The sequence below is a fragment of the Paracoccus sp. AK26 genome, from assembly GCF_011801365.1.
Lineage (GTDB): Bacteria > Pseudomonadota > Alphaproteobacteria > Rhodobacterales > Rhodobacteraceae > Paracoccus > Paracoccus aerius.
Genome location: NZ_CP041041.1, coordinates 144,493 through 159,730, shown reverse-complemented (window position 1 = coordinate 159,730; position 15,238 = coordinate 144,493). Strand labels below are relative to the sequence as shown.

The following is a 15,238-nucleotide window of genomic DNA, read 5'->3' as shown; positions in this document are numbered from 1 at the left end:
ATGCGGCTTTACGTCATTGGCGATGTCCACGGGCATCTAGACCAGTTGAAGGCCGCGCATGACCGCATCTTCCGCGACGGCGGGCGCGATGCGTTGATTGCCCATGTCGGCGACCTGATCGACCGCGGCCCCGATTCGCGGGGCGTCGTGGAATACCTGATGACCGGACAGGCCCACGGGCGGCCCTGGATCGTGACCCGCGGCAACCATGACCGCTTCCTTCCGCAATATCTTCTGCAGCCGGACTGGGTTGATCCGGGGCTAAGCTCGAAGCTGCACTGGACGCTGCATTCTGGCCTTGGCGCGCCCGAGACGCTGCGGTCCTATGGCGTCGATCCGACGCTTTCGCCCCAGCACATGCTGGCCCAGGCAAAACGCGCGGTGCCCGCCGCCCATGTCACCTATCTTGCGTCGCTGCCGCTGTATTTCCTGCATCCGCTGGCCCTGGTCGTCCATGCGGGCATCCGCCCTGGCGTGGATCTGCAGGATCAGGTGGAGGACGATCTGGTCTGGATCCGCCAGGATTTCCTGACCAGCACGGTGGATCACGGCCCGCTGGTCGTGCATGGCCATACCGCCATCCAGACGGCGACCCATTACGGCAACCGCCTGAATGTCGATGGCGGGGCGGCCTATGGGCGGCCGCTTTGCGCGGTGGTCATTGAAAAAGACGCGGTGAACCTGCTGACCGAGGACGGCCGCGTCCCCCTGAAACCGGAGAAGCTGCCATGCGATTGATTGCCGCCGCGCTGATGATGCTGCCCGCTCTGGCACAGGCCGAGGAGATTGCCCAGGTGGGCGTCGATTGGGTGGGCAACGACATCGTCATCGAGGCAATTCCCGACCCCGACGTGGGCGGGGTGACCTGCCACCTGGCTTATTTCGAACGCTCGGTCCTGGACAGGTTGAGCCAGGGCAACTGGTTCGAGGATCCGTCGAACAGCGCGATCGAATGCGCCCGCACCGGGCCCGTGGATGTCAGCCGCCTGAGCCCCGGCCGGCCTGACGACGTTTTCAGCGAAGGTCGGTCCCTTCTTTTCAAGTCGTTGCGCGTCAAGCGCATCTACGACGACCGGAACAAGGTCCTGGTCTATCTGGCCCATGCAAGCGAGCTGAGCGAGGGATCGGCCAAGATGTCGATGTCTACGGTGCCGCTGCTGCCCGAGGACGCCGCCGCCCGATAGCCGCGCCTGTGGCGGTCCTGCCCCAGGGAATCGTGCAAATGCTGGCGATCCAATGGACAGAATCGGCTTGGGGGATTAAAACGCCCGTCAGACCGGCCCCGAAGCCTATGGAACATCCATGACCATGCAAGGACAGAATCGCATCGCCAAATACGGCTTGGGCCAGGTGGTTCGCCACCGGAACCGGCCTTTCCGCGGGGTGATCTTCGATGTCGATCCCGAATTTGCCAATACCCAGGAATGGTATGATTCCATCCCCGAGGATGTGCGCCCGGCCAAGGACCAGCCCTTCTATCACCTGTATGCCGAGACCGAGGCCACCTATTACGTGGCCTATGTGTCCGAACAGAACCTGGTGCCCGATCATTCGGGAGAGCCCCTGGACCATCCCGATGTCTACGAGATGTTCGGCGATTTCGAGGATGGGCGCTATCCGCTGATGGGCCCGCTGAACTGAGCGGGATTGAAGGGGACGGTGAAGGCCAGGCAGTTGCGCTGATCCTCTCGGTAATAGCATAGCGACTGCGTCAGGCCCTGGATCAGGCACCAGCCGAAGCCACCTTCCGGAAGATCCAGCGGATCCAGCGCCGGCAGGTTGCGCGGCAGCAGGCAATCGGCGGGCAGCGTTCCGCCGTCATCGGTGATCGCGCAGGAAAGCCCTGCGTCATTCATCACCACGCAAAGATGCATGGCGCGCGGCGCAGGCTTTTGGGCGCACAGGTCGCCCGCATGTTCGCTGACATTGTTCATCACCTCGGCCAGGACCAGTTCCAGCCGGCCCATCGCGTCCGCGCTGACCGCGGGTGCAAAGCGGGCCCGCAGGTCGCGCAGGGCCTGGCGCACCTCGAAGGGGTCGGCCCGCAGGACGCGGTGAAACATCGGCTGCGTCCGGGCGATGGGACGCGGGATCGATCCGGCATTCTGCCGTTCGCTGGAACTCATTAAACTACTCCTGTGGGGTATTGGCCGGCCGGATCTCGAAAACACTGTCCATCCGGGTCAGGCGGAAGACCCGCTCGACATTGGGGGTCAGCCCGTCCAGCACCAGCGGCAGGGCTTCGGGCAGGGCCTTGCGGACCGCGATCATGGCGCCGAGGCCGGAACTGTCCATGAAGTCGACCCGCCGCATGTCCAGCCGGACCGGCTTGCGGCCGCGCAGCACGATCTCTCGCAGCCGGTCCTTGAACCGGGTGGCGATGGCGGCGTCGATGCGCGATTCCTCGACGGTGACGGTCAGTTGGGCTTCTGTCTCGTTGACGATCAGTTTGGGCATGTCGGTCCTCTGCGCTTCCAGGGCCGACATTAGGGGCAAATGGTTACGATCCCGTAAGCAAGGCCCCGGCCTGCCAGGGCAGGCGCGCCGGGGGCTGCAGGCGCTTTCGCCTTGCCCGATTTTGCGGCAGCGCCCCGCCGTCGCGGCCTGCACTGCCCGCGGAACGTCCACGGCTTGCGGAACTTTCGCGCAGGCTGCGCTATTCCTCTGTGGACTTGGCGAAAACCGTCTCCGATCATCCGGGGAAGAAGGCCTGCGAAGGGTCCGGCGTCAGCGGGTGGACGAATGACATATTACAACGAGATGTATGAGGGTTCGCAGGTTCGCGACCCTTATGCGCGCCTCAGCCAGTGGGTCGAGACGATGCCGGCGGATTTCCGGCAGATGAAGCAGGCCGAGGCCGAGGCGCTGTTCCGCCGGATCGGCATCACCTTCGCGGTCTATGGCGAGGGCGGCGATCCCGACCGGCTGATCCCCTTCGACATGATGCCCCGCGTCTTCGAGCAGGCCGAATGGCGCCGCCTGGAACGCGGCATCAAGCAGCGGGCGCGTGCGCTGAACGCCTTCCTGCGCGACGTCTATGGCCGGGCCGAGATCGTGCGCGCGGGCCGCATCCCCGCCCGGCTGGTGTATCAGAACGAGGCCTATGAAAAGGCCGTGGTCGGCGTGGTGCCCCCGCGCGGCGTTTATTCCCACATCATCGGCATCGACCTGGTGCGTACCGCCAAGGACCAGTTCTACGTGCTGGAGGACAACTGCCGCACGCCCTCGGGCGTCAGCTACATGCTGGAAAACCGCGAGATCATGATGCGGATGTTCCCCGGCCTGTTCCGCGGCAACCGGATCGAGCCTGTGGACCAGTATCCTGACCTTCTGCGCCGCACGCTGGAATCGGTCGCGCCCGCCAAGTGCAACGACCGGCCGACCTGCGTGATCCTGACGCCCGGCCATTTCAACAGCGCCTATTACGAGCACAGCTTCCTGGCCAACCTGATGGGGATCGAGCTGGTCGAGGGCGCCGATTTGTTCGTGGACGGCGAGTTCGTTTATATGCGCACGACCCAGGGGCCAAAGCGCGTGGACGTGATCTATCGCCGGATCGACGATCCTTTCCTGGACCCCCTGTGCTTCCGACCCGATTCGATGCTGGGCGTGCCGGGGCTGATGGATGTCTATCGCTCGGGCGGGGTGTCGATCTGTTCCGCGCCGGGCGCAGGCGTGGCCGACGACAAGGCCATCTACACCTTTGTGCCCGAAATGGTCCGCTTCTACCTGGGCGAGGAGCCGCTTTTGCAGAACGTCCAGACATGGACCCTGTGGAAGGAGGACGATTACCGATACGTGATGGAGAACCTGCCCGACCTGGTCGTGAAGGAGGTGCACGGCTCGGGCGGCTACGGGATGCTGGTCGGCCCCAAATCGACGAAGGACGAGATCGAGACCTTCCGCAAGAAGATCGAGGCCGATCCCGGCAACTATATCGCCCAGCCGACGCTTGCCCTGTCCACCTGCCCCACCTTTGTCGCCGAAGGGCTGGCGCCGCGCCATGTGGACCTGCGGCCCTATTGCCTGTGCGGCGACCGGATCGAGCTGGTGCCGGGCGGGCTGACCCGCGTTGCGCTGCGCGAGGGCAGCCTTGTCGTGAACTCGTCGCAGGGCGGGGGCGTCAAGGACACCTGGGTCCTGTCGGAATAGGGAAGGGACGCATATGCTCAGCCGCACCGCCGCGAACCTGTTCTGGATGGGCCGCCACCTTGAACGGGCCGATACCGCCGCGCGCCTTCTGGACGTGGGCCAGCGGATCACGCTCTTGCCCAACACCGCCTCGGGCTATCAGAACGAATGGAACTCGTTGTTGCAGGCCTCGGGGTCCGCGACCCTGTTTGCCGAGAAATATGGCGAGATCAGCCAGGAAAACATCGAGGAGTTCATCTTCTTCGACCGCCAGAACCCGTCCTCGGTCATGTCCTGCATCGAGAAGGCGCGCGAGGCGGGCCGGATCGTGCGCACGGCCCTGACCAGCCAGGTCTGGGACGCGCTGAACATGGCCTTTCAGGACCTGCGCCGCATTGAAAGAACGCCGCGCGACAAGATCGACACGGCCTCGCTGACCGATATCACGACCAGCCACACCTCGACCGTGCGGGGGGCCATCAACGCCACGCAGTTGCGCAATGACGGGTGGCATTTCATGAACCTGGGCTATGGGCTGGAACGGGCCGATGCGACCGCCCGGCTCTTGGACGTGAAGTACTATGTCCTCCTGCCGCGGATCGAGTTCGTGGGATCGGGCCTGGACACCTATCAATGGCAGGTGATCCTGCGCGCGCTGTCGGCACACCGGGCCTATCACTGGGCCTATGGCGGCGACATCACGGCGGGCCGGGTCGCGGATTTCCTGATCCTGAACGGGGAAAGCCCGCGCTCGCTCATCACCTCGCTTTATGAGGCCGTGTGGAACCTGGAAGGCCTGGCGAAACGCTATGGCGACACGGTGCCGACCCAGGCCCGCGACAAGGCGCGCGAGGTGCTGGGCCGCCTGCAGGCCCATGACATCGACATGATCTTCGACGAAGGACTGCACGAGTTCCTGACCTGGTTCATCACCGAGATCGGCACCATCTCGAGCCTGGTGCACGAGGATTACCTGCTGGGGGGATCGTAAGGATGAAACTGCGCATCTTTCACCAGACCGTTTATCGCTATGACCGGCCGGCACGGAACCTGGTGCAAAGCCTGCGGCTGACGCCTTCCGTCAGCGAAGGGCAGCGCACGCATGACTGGCAGATCGACGTGCAGGGCGGCATCCGCGGCCCCGGCTTTCGCGACGGCGCCGGCGACTGGATCGAGGGCTGGACCGTCCGCGGCCCGACCGAGGAAGTGACCGTCACCGTGACCGGCCGCATCGAGACGCGCGATACCGCAGGTGTCCTGCGCGGGCACCGCGAACTGATCAATCCGCTGGCCTATTTGCGCGACACCCCCGCGACCAAGCCCGATCAGGCGCTGCGGGATCTGGCCTTGACGGCCAAGGATGCCGCCGATCCCCTGGGCCTTGCGCACCGCCTGTCGGCCGTTGTCTCGGACGCCATCGCCTATATGCCCGGCCAGACCGGCTTTCACACCACCGCCGCCGAGGCGCTGGAAAAGGGCGAGGGCGTCTGCCAGGACCATGCCCATGCGCTGATCGCCCTGGCCCGGCTGCACGATCTGCCGGCCCGCTATGCATCGGGTTATCTGCACACCACCGCCGATGGTGACGCGCATGAGGCTGCCCATGCCTGGGCAGAAATCAATGTTCCGGGCCTGGGATGGGTGGGCTTCGATCCGGCCAACCGTTGCTGCCCCGACGAACGCTATGTCCGGCTGGGTTCGGGGCTGGATGCTTCGGATGCGGCGCCGATCCGCGGCATCGCGGCGGGCCATGGCATCGAGACGATGGATGTCGCGGTCAGCGTCGAGGAGGTCGAGCGCTTCCAGACCCAAAGCCAAAGCCAGACGCAAAGCTGAAGGGGGCTGCCGCCCCCTCTTGGCCCTGCTGCCAGGGACGGCGGTTGAGACAGAATTGCCGCAGGACTGCTGCCGGATGGCAAGGACCGATTGCGACCTGTCCCCGCCCCCACTAGACAGGTTGCGGCGCGATCATGACGGGGAAGACGCAGCCATGACCTATTGCGTCGGCTTGAAGCTGAATGCCGGATTGGTGCTGTTGTCGGATACGCGCACCAATGCCGGGCTGGACAACATCGCCTGCTATCGCAAGATGTTCTTCTTCGAGGAACCGGGCGAACGGGCCATCGTGGTGATGACGGCGGGATCGCTGTCGGTCACGCAGACAACCCTTGCCCGGCTGAGCGAGGCCATCCATGACGAGATGGCGGACGAGACGACCTCGATCATGAAGGCCCAGACCATGCTGCAGGTCGCCACGATCATCGGCGACACGCTGTCCCGGACGCGTCGGGAAATCGCCGAGCAATGCCGCGACCTGCGCCAGCAGGCATCGGCCACCATGATCGTCGCGGGCCAGCGGCAGGGCGGCGACATGCGCATGTTCCTGATCTATCCCGAAGGCAATTTCATCGAGGCGACCGAGGACACGCCCTTCCTGCAGATCGGCGAACACAAATACGGCAAGCCGATCCTGGACCGCGTGGTGACGCCCGCGACCAGCCTGGCGGATGCGCAAAAGGCCGTGCTTTTGTCGATGGACTCGACCCTTCGGTCGAACCTTTCGGTCGGAATGCCGCTGGACCTGGCGATCATCCAGAAGGATGCCTGCGCCGTCACCACCCGACGCCGCATCCTGGAAGGCGATGCCGACTTCGCCCGGATGAGCGCGGCATGGTCCGCGGCCCTTCGCGACAGTTTCGTCAACATCCGCATCTGATTGCGCGCATCGCCGCAAGACAGCTTTGCATCCGAAGCCTGTTGAGCCAGCGGTGACGCAACGTTAAACGGGACCACCAGCCCCGGAGGACCCCATGACCGACAAGACCCCCCGCAGCGCCCGCGTCACCCCCGAGGAGGCCTTGGCCTATCACATGGAGCCGCGCCCCGGGAAGTTCGAGGTCGTGGCCTCGACCCCCATGACCACGCAGCGCGACCTGTCGCTGGCCTATTCGCCGGGCGTCGCCGTGCCCGTCCAGGCCATCGCGGACCGGCCCGAGACGGCCTATGACTATACCACCAAGGGCAACATGGTCGCTGTGATTTCCAATGGCACCGCCATCCTGGGGATGGGCAACCTGGGGGCCCTGGCCTCCAAGCCGGTGATGGAGGGCAAGGCGGTGCTGTTCAAGCGCTTCGCCGACGTGAACGCCATCGACCTGGAACTGGACACCGAGGACGCGGACGAGTTCATCAATGCCGTCCGCCTGATGGGGCCGACCTTCGGCGGCATCAACCTGGAAGACATCAAGGCGCCCGAATGCTTCATCATCGAAAGCCGCCTGAAAGAGATGATGGACATCCCCGTCTTTCACGACGACCAGCACGGCACGGCGGTGATCTGCGCGGCAGGGCTGCTGAACGCGCTGGAACTGTCGGGCAAGAAGATCGAGGACGTGAAGATCGTCCTGAACGGCGCGGGCGCCGCCGGGATCGCCTGCCTTGAACTGCTGAAATCGATGGGCGCGCGGCATGAGAACTGCATCATGGCCGACACCAAGGGCGTCATCTACCAGGGCCGGACCGAGGGGATGAACCAGTGGAAATCGGCCCATGCGGTCGTGACCACGGCCCGCACCCTGGAAGACGCCATGAAGGGGGCGGACGTATTCCTGGGCGTCAGTGCGAAGGGCGCGGTGACGCAGGACATGGTGGCCTCGATGGCCGACAACCCGGTCATCTTCGCCATGGCCAACCCCGACCCCGAGATCACGCCCGAGGATGCCCATGCCGTGCGCCCTGACGCCATCGTAGCCACCGGGCGGTCGGATTATCCGAACCAGGTGAACAACGTCCTGGGCTTTCCCTACCTGTTCCGCGGCGCGCTCGACATCCACGCCCGCGCCATCAATGACGAGATGAAGATCGCCTGCGCCGAGGCACTTGCGGCCTTGGCGCGCGAGGATGTCCCCGACGAGGTCGCCGTGGCTTACGGCCGCAAGCTGCAATTCGGGCGCGACTATATCATTCCGACGCCCTTCGATCCGCGCCTGATCCATGTCGTGCCCCCTGCGGTGGCTCGCGCGGGCATGGATACCGGCGTTGCCCGCCGCCCGATCATCGACATGGAGGGCTATGTCCAGTCGCTGAAGAACCGCATGGATCCGACCGCCGCGATCCTTCAGGGCATCCATGCCCGCGCCCGGCAAAGCCAGGCCCGCATGATCTTCGCCGAGGGCGACGATCCCCGCGTCCTGCGCGCCGCCGTCGCCTGGCAGCGCGGCGGCATGGGCCAAGCCTTGGTCGTGGGCCGCGAGGCCGATGTGAAGGAGAAGCTGGAAGCTGCGGGCCTGGGCGACGCCGTGCGCGAGTTGACCGTGGTAAATGCTGCCAACTCCCGGCATCTCGAGGCCTATCACGAGTTCCTTTACGCGCGTTTGCAACGCCGCGGCGTGGACCGAGAGGACGCCCACAAGCTTGCCAACCGCGACCGCCACGTCTTTGCCGCGCTGATGCTGGCGCATGGCCATGGCGACGGGCTTGTGACTGGCGCGACCCGCAAGAACGCCCCGGTGCTGGCGCAACTGGGCCATGTCTTCGACCTGCGCCCGCAGGACGGCGCGGTGGGCATCACCGCCGTGCTGCACAAGGGCCGGATCGTGCTGATCGGCGACACGCTGGTCCATGAATGGCCCGAGGCCGAGGATCTGGCCGACATCGCCACCCGCGGCGCGGGCGTGGCGCGCGGCCTGGGCCTGGAACCGCGCGTGGCCTTTCTGTCCTTTTCGAACTTCGGCTATCCGGTCAGCGAACGGGCCGTGAAGATGGCGAAGGCTACCGAGGTCCTGGACCGCCGCGGCGTCGATTTCGAATACGAGGGCGAAATGACCGTGGATGTGGCGCTGAACATGGATTCCGCCGCCCGCTATCCCTTCAGCCGCCTGACCGGGCCCGCCAACGTCCTGGTGGTGCCCGCGCGCCATTCGGCGTCCATCAGCGTGAAGCTGATGCAGGAAATGGCGGGCGCGACGGTCATCGGCCCGATCCTGACCGGCGTGCCGCAACCGATCCAGATCTGCTCCACCACCTCGACGGTGAACGACATCCTGAACATGGCGGCAATTTCCGCCGGTGGATTGGGAACGGGGCGCTAGGACTCGTTGGCGGGGCGGGCGAACAACTCACCCCGCGCGACCTGTCGCTGGCGTTCGCGGAACCGCGCACGGTCGGCGTCGTCGTATTCGGACAGGCAGCGGTGGCAGCTGACGCCTTCCTCGTATTCGGGGCGCTCGCGATCCTCGGGGGCGAGGGGGCGGCGGCAGGCGTGGCACAGGCCGTGGCGGCCGGGCTGCAACCCGTGGGTCAGGCTGACCCGCCCGTCGAAGACGAAGCAATCGCCCTGCCACAGGCTGTCCTGCTGCGGCACCTCCTCCAGATACTTCAGGATGCCGCCCTTCAGGTGGAAGACGTCCTCGACGCCCTGCGACAGCAGGTAATTCGTCGACTTCTCGCAGCGGATGCCGCCGGTGCAGAACATCGCCACGCGCTTGCCGGCGAAGCGGTCGCGGTTGGCCTGCCACCATGCGGGGAAGTCGCGGAAGCTGCGCGTGCCGGGATCCACGGCGCCTGCAAAGGTGCCGATCCCGACCTCGTAATCGTTGCGCGTGTCGATCACGGCCACGTCGGGCGCGCTGATCAGGGCGTTCCAATCGGCCGGCTCGACGTAATGGCCCACCGCGGCGCGGGGATCGACATCGGGCTGGCCCATGGTCACGATCTCGCGCTTGAGGCGCACCTTCATCTTGCCGAAGGGCATGACCTCGGCCGGGCTTTCCTTCCAGTCCAGCCCCTCGCATCCCGGCAGGGCGCGGATATGGGCCAGCACCGCGTCGATCCCGTCGCGCGTGCCGGCGATGGTGCCGTTGATCCCCTCGGGCGCCAGCAGCAGCGTGCCGCGCACGCCATTGGCGCAGGCGATCCTGGCCAGCGGGCCCTTCAGGGCGGCGGGATTCTCGAAGCGGGTAAAGTGATACAGCGCGGCAACGGTCAGCATGGCCGCGCCTTAACGCGGCCATGCCCGGTGGCGCAAGGTCAGAACGAAAGCCCCAGGGCCAGGCCGCCCAGCAGGTAGGTCAGGCCGGTGATCAGCAGGATGCCCACGATGTTCAGCACGAACCCGCCCCGCGCCATCTGGGCGATGGTCACGGTGCCGGTGCCAAAGACGATGGCATTGGGCGGCGTGCCGACCGGCAGCATGAAGGCGCAGGTCGCGGCCAGCGCGGCGGGGATCAGCAGCGTCATGGCATCGGCCCCGATGCCCAGGGCGACCCCGCCCAGGATGGGGATAAAGGTCGCGGCCGTCGCCGTGTTGGAGGTGATCTCGGTCAGGAACAGGATGATCGTGACCACCGCCGCCACCAGCAGAAGCGTGGGCAGGGCGCCAAGCCCCGTCACCTGCTGGCCGAACCAGCCGTCCAGCCCCGACGCCGCCACGGCCGAGGCCAGGCTGAGACCGCCGCCGAACAGCAGCAGCACCCCCCAGGGCAGGCCGCGTTCGGCGTCCTTCCAGTCCAGGACCATCCGGTCGCGGCCCCTGCCCGGCAGCAGGAACATCACCAGACCCGCGCCGACCGCAATGGCAGTATCGTCCAGGCTGCCCAACCAGGGGGCCGCCGCATCGATCGCGGGAATCGAGGTCAGAAGGCCCGGAACCACCCAGAGAAAGGCCGCGCCCATGAAGACGCCCAGCACCATCTTCTCGCCCTGGCTCAGCGGGCCAAGCGCCCGGACCTGGCTGTCGATCATCTCGCGCCCGCCGGGGATCTCGGGCAGGTCAAAGCGGTAAAGCAGCCGCGTCATCAGGAACCAGGCGATCAGGATAAAGGCCAATGCCAGGGGCGTTCCCAGCATCATCCATTCCAGAAAGCCGATGTTGCGGCCCAGTTCGTCCGCCGCATAGCCCGCGACAATGGCATTGGGCGGGCTGCCCAGCAGCGTTCCCAAGCCGCCCATCGAGGCCGCCCAGGCGATCGACAGGACCAGGCAGACGCCAAAGGCCTTGATGTCGGGATCCTTCACAACATCGGTGATGGTGCCGCCGGCGCGCATCGCCTCCTCGGCCTCGGCACCGTCCTGGCGCGATCCGCGCGACACGACCAGCGACAGGACCGACAGGCCGATGGGCAGCATCATCAGCGTGGTTGCGGTGTTCGACACCCACATCGACAGAAAGCCCGTGGCCAGCATCATGCCCAGCACGATGCGGCGGGGCGCCACCCCCACCTTGCGCAACGTCAGCAGCGCGATACGGGTGTGCAGATGCCACTTCTCCATCGCGATGGCGATCAGGAAGCCGCCCAGGAACAGGAACACGATCGAGCTGGCATAAGGCTGGGTGGCCTCGGCGACGCTGCGGTCGGTCAGGGCAGGGATCAGGACGATGGGCAGCAGGGACGTCGCCGACAGCGGGATCGCCTCGGTCATCCACCAGACGGCCATCAGCGTGCCGATGGCGGCCACCATGCGCGCGTCGGGCGGAAGGTCGGGCTGGCCGCCCAGCAGCAGCCACACCAGGCCGGCCAGGGCCAGCCCCAGGATGCGCAGACCCCAGATCATCTGGGGCGACCGTCCCGTGGGCTCGTTCTCGTCAAAGCCGGCGGTGTGATCCAAGTCCTTCTGAACGTCCATCGTTCCTCCCTTCTCCCTTATCCTCGCTCCCTTTTCTGGATAATCCAAAAGCTGCATTTCCGCCACCGTCGCGGTCAGCCCTTGACGATCACCAGCCCACGCCGGTCTAGTTGCCGCGTTCCAGAAAGAAGGCCCCCGCATGACCACCGCCCTGATCGTCATCGACATGCAGACCGACTTCTGCCCCGGCGGCGCGCTTGCCGTGGCGGGCGGGGATGACATCGTCACGCCCATCAATGCGCTGATGCGCGATTTCGGCGCGGTCGTGCTGACCCAGGACTGGCACCCCGCCGACCATGCCAGTTTTGCATCAAATCACCCGGGGACCGCGCCCTTCAGCCTGACGCAGATGCCCTATGGGCCGCAGGTGCTATGGCCCGACCATTGCGTGATCGACACACCGGGCGCGGATTTCCACCCCGGGCTTAACCTGTCCCGCGCCGACCTGGTGATCCGCAAGGGCTTCCGCCCCGGCATCGACAGCTATTCGGCCTTCTTCGAGAACGACCGCGCCACGCCTACCGGCCTTGCCGGCTACCTGCGCGACCGGGGACTGTCCGACCTGACCTTCGTGGGCCTGGCCCATGATTTCTGCGTCGCCTGGAGCGCGATCGACGCCGCCCGCCTGGGCTTCACCGCCACCGTGATCGAGGCGGCGACCCGCGCCATCGACCTGGACGGCAGCCGCGACCGGGCCCGCGCCGACATGCGCGCCGCCGGCGTCAACCTGGAGTAAGGGCCGATGGTCGATATCGCCACCCGCGTCTACAACCACAAATGGAAGATCGACCCGATCGTCCGGTCGCTGATCGACACCGACTTCTACAAGCTGTTGATGTGCCAGTCGATCTTTCGCAACCGCCCCGACACGACGGTCTGCTTCAGCCTGATCAACCGCACCCGGTCGATCCGCCTGGCCGACCTGATCGACGAGGGCGAGCTGCGCGAACAGCTTGACCATGTGCGAAGCCTGCGGCTGTCGCGCGGCGAGGGCACCTGGCTTCGCGGCAACACCTTCTACGGCAAGCGCCAGATGTTCCGCCCGGATTTCATGGAGTTCCTGGAGAACCTGCGCCTGCCGCCCTATCACCTGGAAAAGCGCGACGGACAGTATGAACTGACCTTCGAGGGCCGCTGGCCCGAGGTCATGATGTGGGAGATCCCGGCCCTCGCCATCCTGATGGAGTTGCGGTCACGCGCGGTCCTGGCGACCCTCGGCCGGTTCGAGCTTCAGGTGCTTTATGCCCGCGCCATGACCCGGCTGTGGGAAAAGATCGAGAAGCTGCGCGAGATGCCCGATCTGCGGATCGCCGATTTCGGCACCCGCCGCCGCCACAGCTTCCTGTGGCAGGACTGGGCCGTGCAGGCCATGATCGAGGGCCTGGGCGAACGCTTCACCGGCACCTCGAACTGCCTGATCGCCATGCGCCGCGACATCGAGGCGATCGGCACCAATGCCCATGAGTTGCCGATGGTCTATGCCGCCTTGGCCGATACGGACCAGGAGCTGCGCCAGGCCCCCTACAGGGTGCTGGCCGATTGGCACGAGGAGCACGACGGCAACCTGCGCATGATCCTGCCCGACACCTACGGGACCGAAGGCTTCCTTGCCGGCGCGCCGGACTGGCTGGCCGGCTGGACCGGCATCCGCATCGACAGCGGCGATCCAGCAACGGGGGCCGAGACCGCGATCCGCTGGTGGCAGGACCGGGGCGAGGATCCGACGAAGAAGCTGGTCATCTTCTCGGACGGGCTGGACGTGGACAAGATCGCCGAACTGCACCGCCGCTTCCACGGCCGCGTCAAGGTCAGCTTCGGCTGGGGCACGCTGCTGACGAACGATTTCCGGGGGCTGGTGGCAGGCGACGGGCTGGCGCCCTTCAGCCTGGTCTGCAAGGCAGTCTCGGCCAACGGCCGCCCGACCGTCAAGCTGTCGGACAACCCGGCCAAGGCCACTGGCCCTGCCGCCGAGATCGCGCGTTACCGGCGCGTCTTCGATGTGGGACAGCAATCCGCAGTGGATGTGGTGGTCTAGGGCGTTCAGACGCCCGTGACCCGCAGCATCGCCATGCAACACAGCGCGCCCAGCAGGGCCGTGATCGGGACCGTCACCATCCAGGCCACGGTGATGGTCGCGACATGGCTGCGGCGGATCAGCATCCGGCGGCGGCGTTCCTCGGCCGGCAGGGGGGCGGCACGCTTGGCATTGCTGCGCCGGTCCAGCATCTCGCGCACGAAGCCCACGCCGAAGACCCCGCCGACGGCCACATGGGTCGATGACACCGGCAGGCCCAGTCCCGACGCGACCAGCACGATCATCGCGGTGGCCAGCGTGATGCAGAAGGCGCGGACCGGGTTCAGGCGGGTGATCCCCTCGCTGACCATGCCGACAAGGCGGCGGCCGAACAGGATGGCACCCAGGGCGATGGTGGCCCCCGCAAGCGCCAGCATCGCCAGCGGCACCTGCACGCTTCCGTCTTGCGACGGCATCAGGATCACCAGAAGCGGCCCGGCCACGTTGCCCGCATCGCCCGCGCCATGGGCAAAGCCCATCATCACGGCCGCAAACAGCAGCGGCTGGCGCAGGATGCGCTTCATGCCGGGCTTCTCGTCGGCATCGGACAGGACCTTGGCCAGCCTGCGGCGCATCAGCAGCGCCACCGCCAGCCCGGCGGCGATGCCGGGCAGCAGGGCCATGGGCAGGCGCAGGGACAAGGCGGGCAACAGGGTCGCGACATAGGCGACGAACAGCCCGACCATCGCCCCCACCAGCGGCGGCAGCCAGGCCCGTGCGGCGGCTAGGCGGTCGGGCGCCTCGGCCACGCGAATGCGCAACAGCGTCAAAAGCGCGCCCGCCAGCAGCGCCGACGCGAAGGGCGTCACGACCCATGCGAGGGCGATGGACAGGATGCCGCCCCAGGACAGCGCCGAGGCCCCGGCGGCGGCAAAGCCTGCCCCGGCGATGGCGCCGACGATCGAATGCGAGGTCGAGACGGGCAGGCTGGCCGCCGTGGCGACGGTGATCCAGGCCGCGGCCCCGATCAGCGCGGCAAGCATCATCACCTGCCCCTGCGCGGCGTTCTCCAGGACGCCCGGATCGACAATCCCGCCCGCAAGCCGATGCGCGACCACGTGACCCGCCAGGACCGCGCCCGCGATCTCCGCCAGACCCACCAGCAGAAGCCCCGGCCCGATGGCGATGGCCCCCGCCCCCACCGCCGGGCCAAGCGAGTTCGCAATGTCGTTGGCCCCGATCGACAGGCCCAGCCAGCCCGCCACAAGGAAACCCGCGCCAATGGCGACCAGCCCCGGCTGCCGCCCTGTCAGGGCAAGGGCCAGAAACAACAGGGCAACGCCCAGCAGGATGACCGACCCCAGCCGCAGGACGGGCCGGACGGCATGGAACTGCGCGGCCTCGGCGACGGTGATCCGCCGCAAGTCCTTGTCCAGCACCTCGAATTGTCGGTCGGGCCGCTTCATGCCC

General features: G+C 66.6%; 15 protein-coding genes. 10 read left to right on the top strand and 5 right to left on the bottom strand.

The features are described from left to right. The 3 genes from FIU66_RS00720 (at position 1) to hspQ (ending at position 1,641) form a co-directional block, all read left to right on the top strand. Positions 1-738 carry a metallophosphoesterase gene (locus tag FIU66_RS00720; protein WP_167620909.1) on the top strand — a complete coding sequence of 246 codons (738 nt, stop codon included), beginning with the start codon at positions 1-3 and terminating at the stop codon, positions 736-738. Further along, the gene (locus FIU66_RS00715; protein WP_167620908.1) at positions 729-1,184 is read left to right on the top strand and encodes a CreA family protein; all 456 of its coding nucleotides are present in this window, start codon (positions 729-731) and stop codon (positions 1,182-1,184) included. Before FIU66_RS00720 ends, FIU66_RS00715 begins: the two co-directional genes overlap by 10 nt. A gap of 118 nt (positions 1,185-1,302) precedes the next feature. Beyond that, positions 1,303-1,641 (top strand): heat shock protein HspQ, encoded by a 339-nt coding sequence (hspQ, locus tag FIU66_RS00710; protein ID WP_370528930.1) that lies wholly within the window; start codon positions 1,303-1,305, stop codon positions 1,639-1,641. Here the strand turns inward: hspQ and FIU66_RS00705 are convergent. Together FIU66_RS00705 and FIU66_RS00700 are read right to left on the bottom strand one after the other, a co-directional pair. Further along, positions 1,614-2,126, bottom strand: coding sequence for an ATP-binding protein (locus tag FIU66_RS00705; RefSeq protein ID WP_167620907.1), 513 nt, complete (start codon positions 2,124-2,126; stop codon positions 1,614-1,616). The two genes, hspQ and FIU66_RS00705, sit on opposite strands and share 28 nt — an antisense overlap. 4 nt (positions 2,127-2,130) lie before the next feature. After that, on the bottom strand, positions 2,131-2,457 hold the full coding sequence (locus FIU66_RS00700; protein ID WP_167620906.1) for an STAS domain-containing protein: 327 nt from the start codon (positions 2,455-2,457) through the stop codon (positions 2,131-2,133). Positions 2,458-2,742: 285 nt separating this feature from the next. Here FIU66_RS00700 and FIU66_RS00695 point away from each other — a divergent pair, with 285 nt between their 5' ends. The 5 genes from FIU66_RS00695 (at position 2,743) to FIU66_RS00675 (ending at position 9,221) form a co-directional block, all read left to right on the top strand. Beyond that, positions 2,743-4,152, top strand: coding sequence for a circularly permuted type 2 ATP-grasp protein (locus FIU66_RS00695; RefSeq protein WP_167620905.1), 1,410 nt, complete (start codon positions 2,743-2,745; stop codon positions 4,150-4,152). A gap of 13 nt (positions 4,153-4,165) precedes the next feature. Beyond that, complete coding sequence (locus tag FIU66_RS00690; protein WP_167620904.1) at positions 4,166-5,122, top strand: alpha-E domain-containing protein; 957 nt, start codon at positions 4,166-4,168, stop codon at positions 5,120-5,122. 2 nt (positions 5,123-5,124) lie between these two features. Continuing rightward, positions 5,125-5,967: a transglutaminase family protein gene (locus FIU66_RS00685; RefSeq protein WP_167620903.1), complete on the top strand. Its 843-nt coding sequence runs from the start codon at positions 5,125-5,127 to the stop codon at positions 5,965-5,967. 154 nt (positions 5,968-6,121) lie between these two features. Then, a complete protein-coding gene (locus tag FIU66_RS00680; RefSeq protein ID WP_167620902.1) occupies positions 6,122-6,847 on the top strand; it encodes a peptidase in 726 nt (241 codons plus the stop codon). 94 nt (positions 6,848-6,941) lie between these two features. Continuing rightward, positions 6,942-9,221 carry an NADP-dependent malic enzyme gene (locus tag FIU66_RS00675; RefSeq protein WP_167620901.1) on the top strand — a complete coding sequence of 760 codons (2,280 nt, stop codon included), beginning with the start codon at positions 6,942-6,944 and terminating at the stop codon, positions 9,219-9,221. Here the strand turns inward: FIU66_RS00675 and FIU66_RS00670 are convergent. Both FIU66_RS00670 and FIU66_RS00665 read right to left on the bottom strand, forming a co-directional pair. Continuing rightward, entirely contained in the window at positions 9,218-10,120 is a 903-nt protein-coding gene (locus FIU66_RS00670; protein WP_167620900.1) for a rhodanese-related sulfurtransferase, read from the bottom strand. The two genes, FIU66_RS00675 and FIU66_RS00670, sit on opposite strands and share 4 nt — an antisense overlap. Positions 10,121-10,158: 38 nt before the next feature. Then, positions 10,159-11,754: an SLC13 family permease gene (locus FIU66_RS00665; protein WP_201281071.1), complete on the bottom strand. Its 1,596-nt coding sequence runs from the start codon at positions 11,752-11,754 to the stop codon at positions 10,159-10,161. Positions 11,755-11,893: 139 nt separating this feature from the next. Between FIU66_RS00665 and pncA the strand changes: the two genes are divergently transcribed. Beyond that, positions 11,894-12,490, top strand: coding sequence for a bifunctional nicotinamidase/pyrazinamidase (gene pncA / locus FIU66_RS00660; RefSeq protein WP_167620899.1), 597 nt, complete (start codon positions 11,894-11,896; stop codon positions 12,488-12,490). Between the two features lie 6 nt (positions 12,491-12,496). Next, on the top strand, positions 12,497-13,789 hold the full coding sequence (pncB, locus tag FIU66_RS00655) for a nicotinate phosphoribosyltransferase (RefSeq protein WP_167620898.1): 1,293 nt from the start codon (positions 12,497-12,499) through the stop codon (positions 13,787-13,789). A 5-nt stretch (positions 13,790-13,794) separates the two neighbouring features. Here the strand turns inward: pncB and FIU66_RS00650 are convergent, their stop codons facing one another. Further along, on the bottom strand, positions 13,795-15,234 hold the full coding sequence (locus FIU66_RS00650; protein ID WP_167620897.1) for an inorganic phosphate transporter: 1,440 nt from the start codon (positions 15,232-15,234) through the stop codon (positions 13,795-13,797). Positions 15,235-15,238 lie beyond the last annotated feature (4 nt).

What these genes read in the sequence shown, in the direction of transcription:
- FIU66_RS00720 (WP_167620909.1), top strand. Translation starts at nt 1, where the DNA reads ATGCGGCTTTACGTCATTGGCGATGTCCACGGGCATCTAGACCAGTTG.
- FIU66_RS00715 (WP_167620908.1), top strand. Translation starts at nt 729, where the DNA reads ATGCGATTGATTGCCGCCGCGCTGATGATGCTGCCCGCTCTGGCACAG.
- hspQ (WP_370528930.1), top strand. Translation starts at nt 1,303, where the DNA reads ATGACCATGCAAGGACAGAATCGCATCGCCAAATACGGCTTGGGCCAG.
- FIU66_RS00705 (WP_167620907.1), bottom strand. Translation starts at nt 2,126, where the DNA reads ATGAGTTCCAGCGAACGGCAGAATGCCGGATCGATCCCGCGTCCCATC.
- FIU66_RS00700 (WP_167620906.1), bottom strand. Translation starts at nt 2,457, where the DNA reads ATGCCCAAACTGATCGTCAACGAGACAGAAGCCCAACTGACCGTCACC.
- FIU66_RS00695 (WP_167620905.1), top strand. Translation starts at nt 2,743, where the DNA reads ATGACATATTACAACGAGATGTATGAGGGTTCGCAGGTTCGCGACCCT.
- FIU66_RS00690 (WP_167620904.1), top strand. Translation starts at nt 4,166, where the DNA reads ATGCTCAGCCGCACCGCCGCGAACCTGTTCTGGATGGGCCGCCACCTT.
- FIU66_RS00685 (WP_167620903.1), top strand. Translation starts at nt 5,125, where the DNA reads ATGAAACTGCGCATCTTTCACCAGACCGTTTATCGCTATGACCGGCCG.
- FIU66_RS00680 (WP_167620902.1), top strand. Translation starts at nt 6,122, where the DNA reads ATGACCTATTGCGTCGGCTTGAAGCTGAATGCCGGATTGGTGCTGTTG.
- FIU66_RS00675 (WP_167620901.1), top strand. Translation starts at nt 6,942, where the DNA reads ATGACCGACAAGACCCCCCGCAGCGCCCGCGTCACCCCCGAGGAGGCC.
- FIU66_RS00670 (WP_167620900.1), bottom strand. Translation starts at nt 10,120, where the DNA reads ATGCTGACCGTTGCCGCGCTGTATCACTTTACCCGCTTCGAGAATCCC.
- FIU66_RS00665 (WP_201281071.1), bottom strand. Translation starts at nt 11,754, where the DNA reads ATGGACGTTCAGAAGGACTTGGATCACACCGCCGGCTTTGACGAGAAC.
- pncA (WP_167620899.1), top strand. Translation starts at nt 11,894, where the DNA reads ATGACCACCGCCCTGATCGTCATCGACATGCAGACCGACTTCTGCCCC.
- pncB (WP_167620898.1), top strand. Translation starts at nt 12,497, where the DNA reads ATGGTCGATATCGCCACCCGCGTCTACAACCACAAATGGAAGATCGAC.
- FIU66_RS00650 (WP_167620897.1), bottom strand. Translation starts at nt 15,234, where the DNA reads ATGAAGCGGCCCGACCGACAATTCGAGGTGCTGGACAAGGACTTGCGG.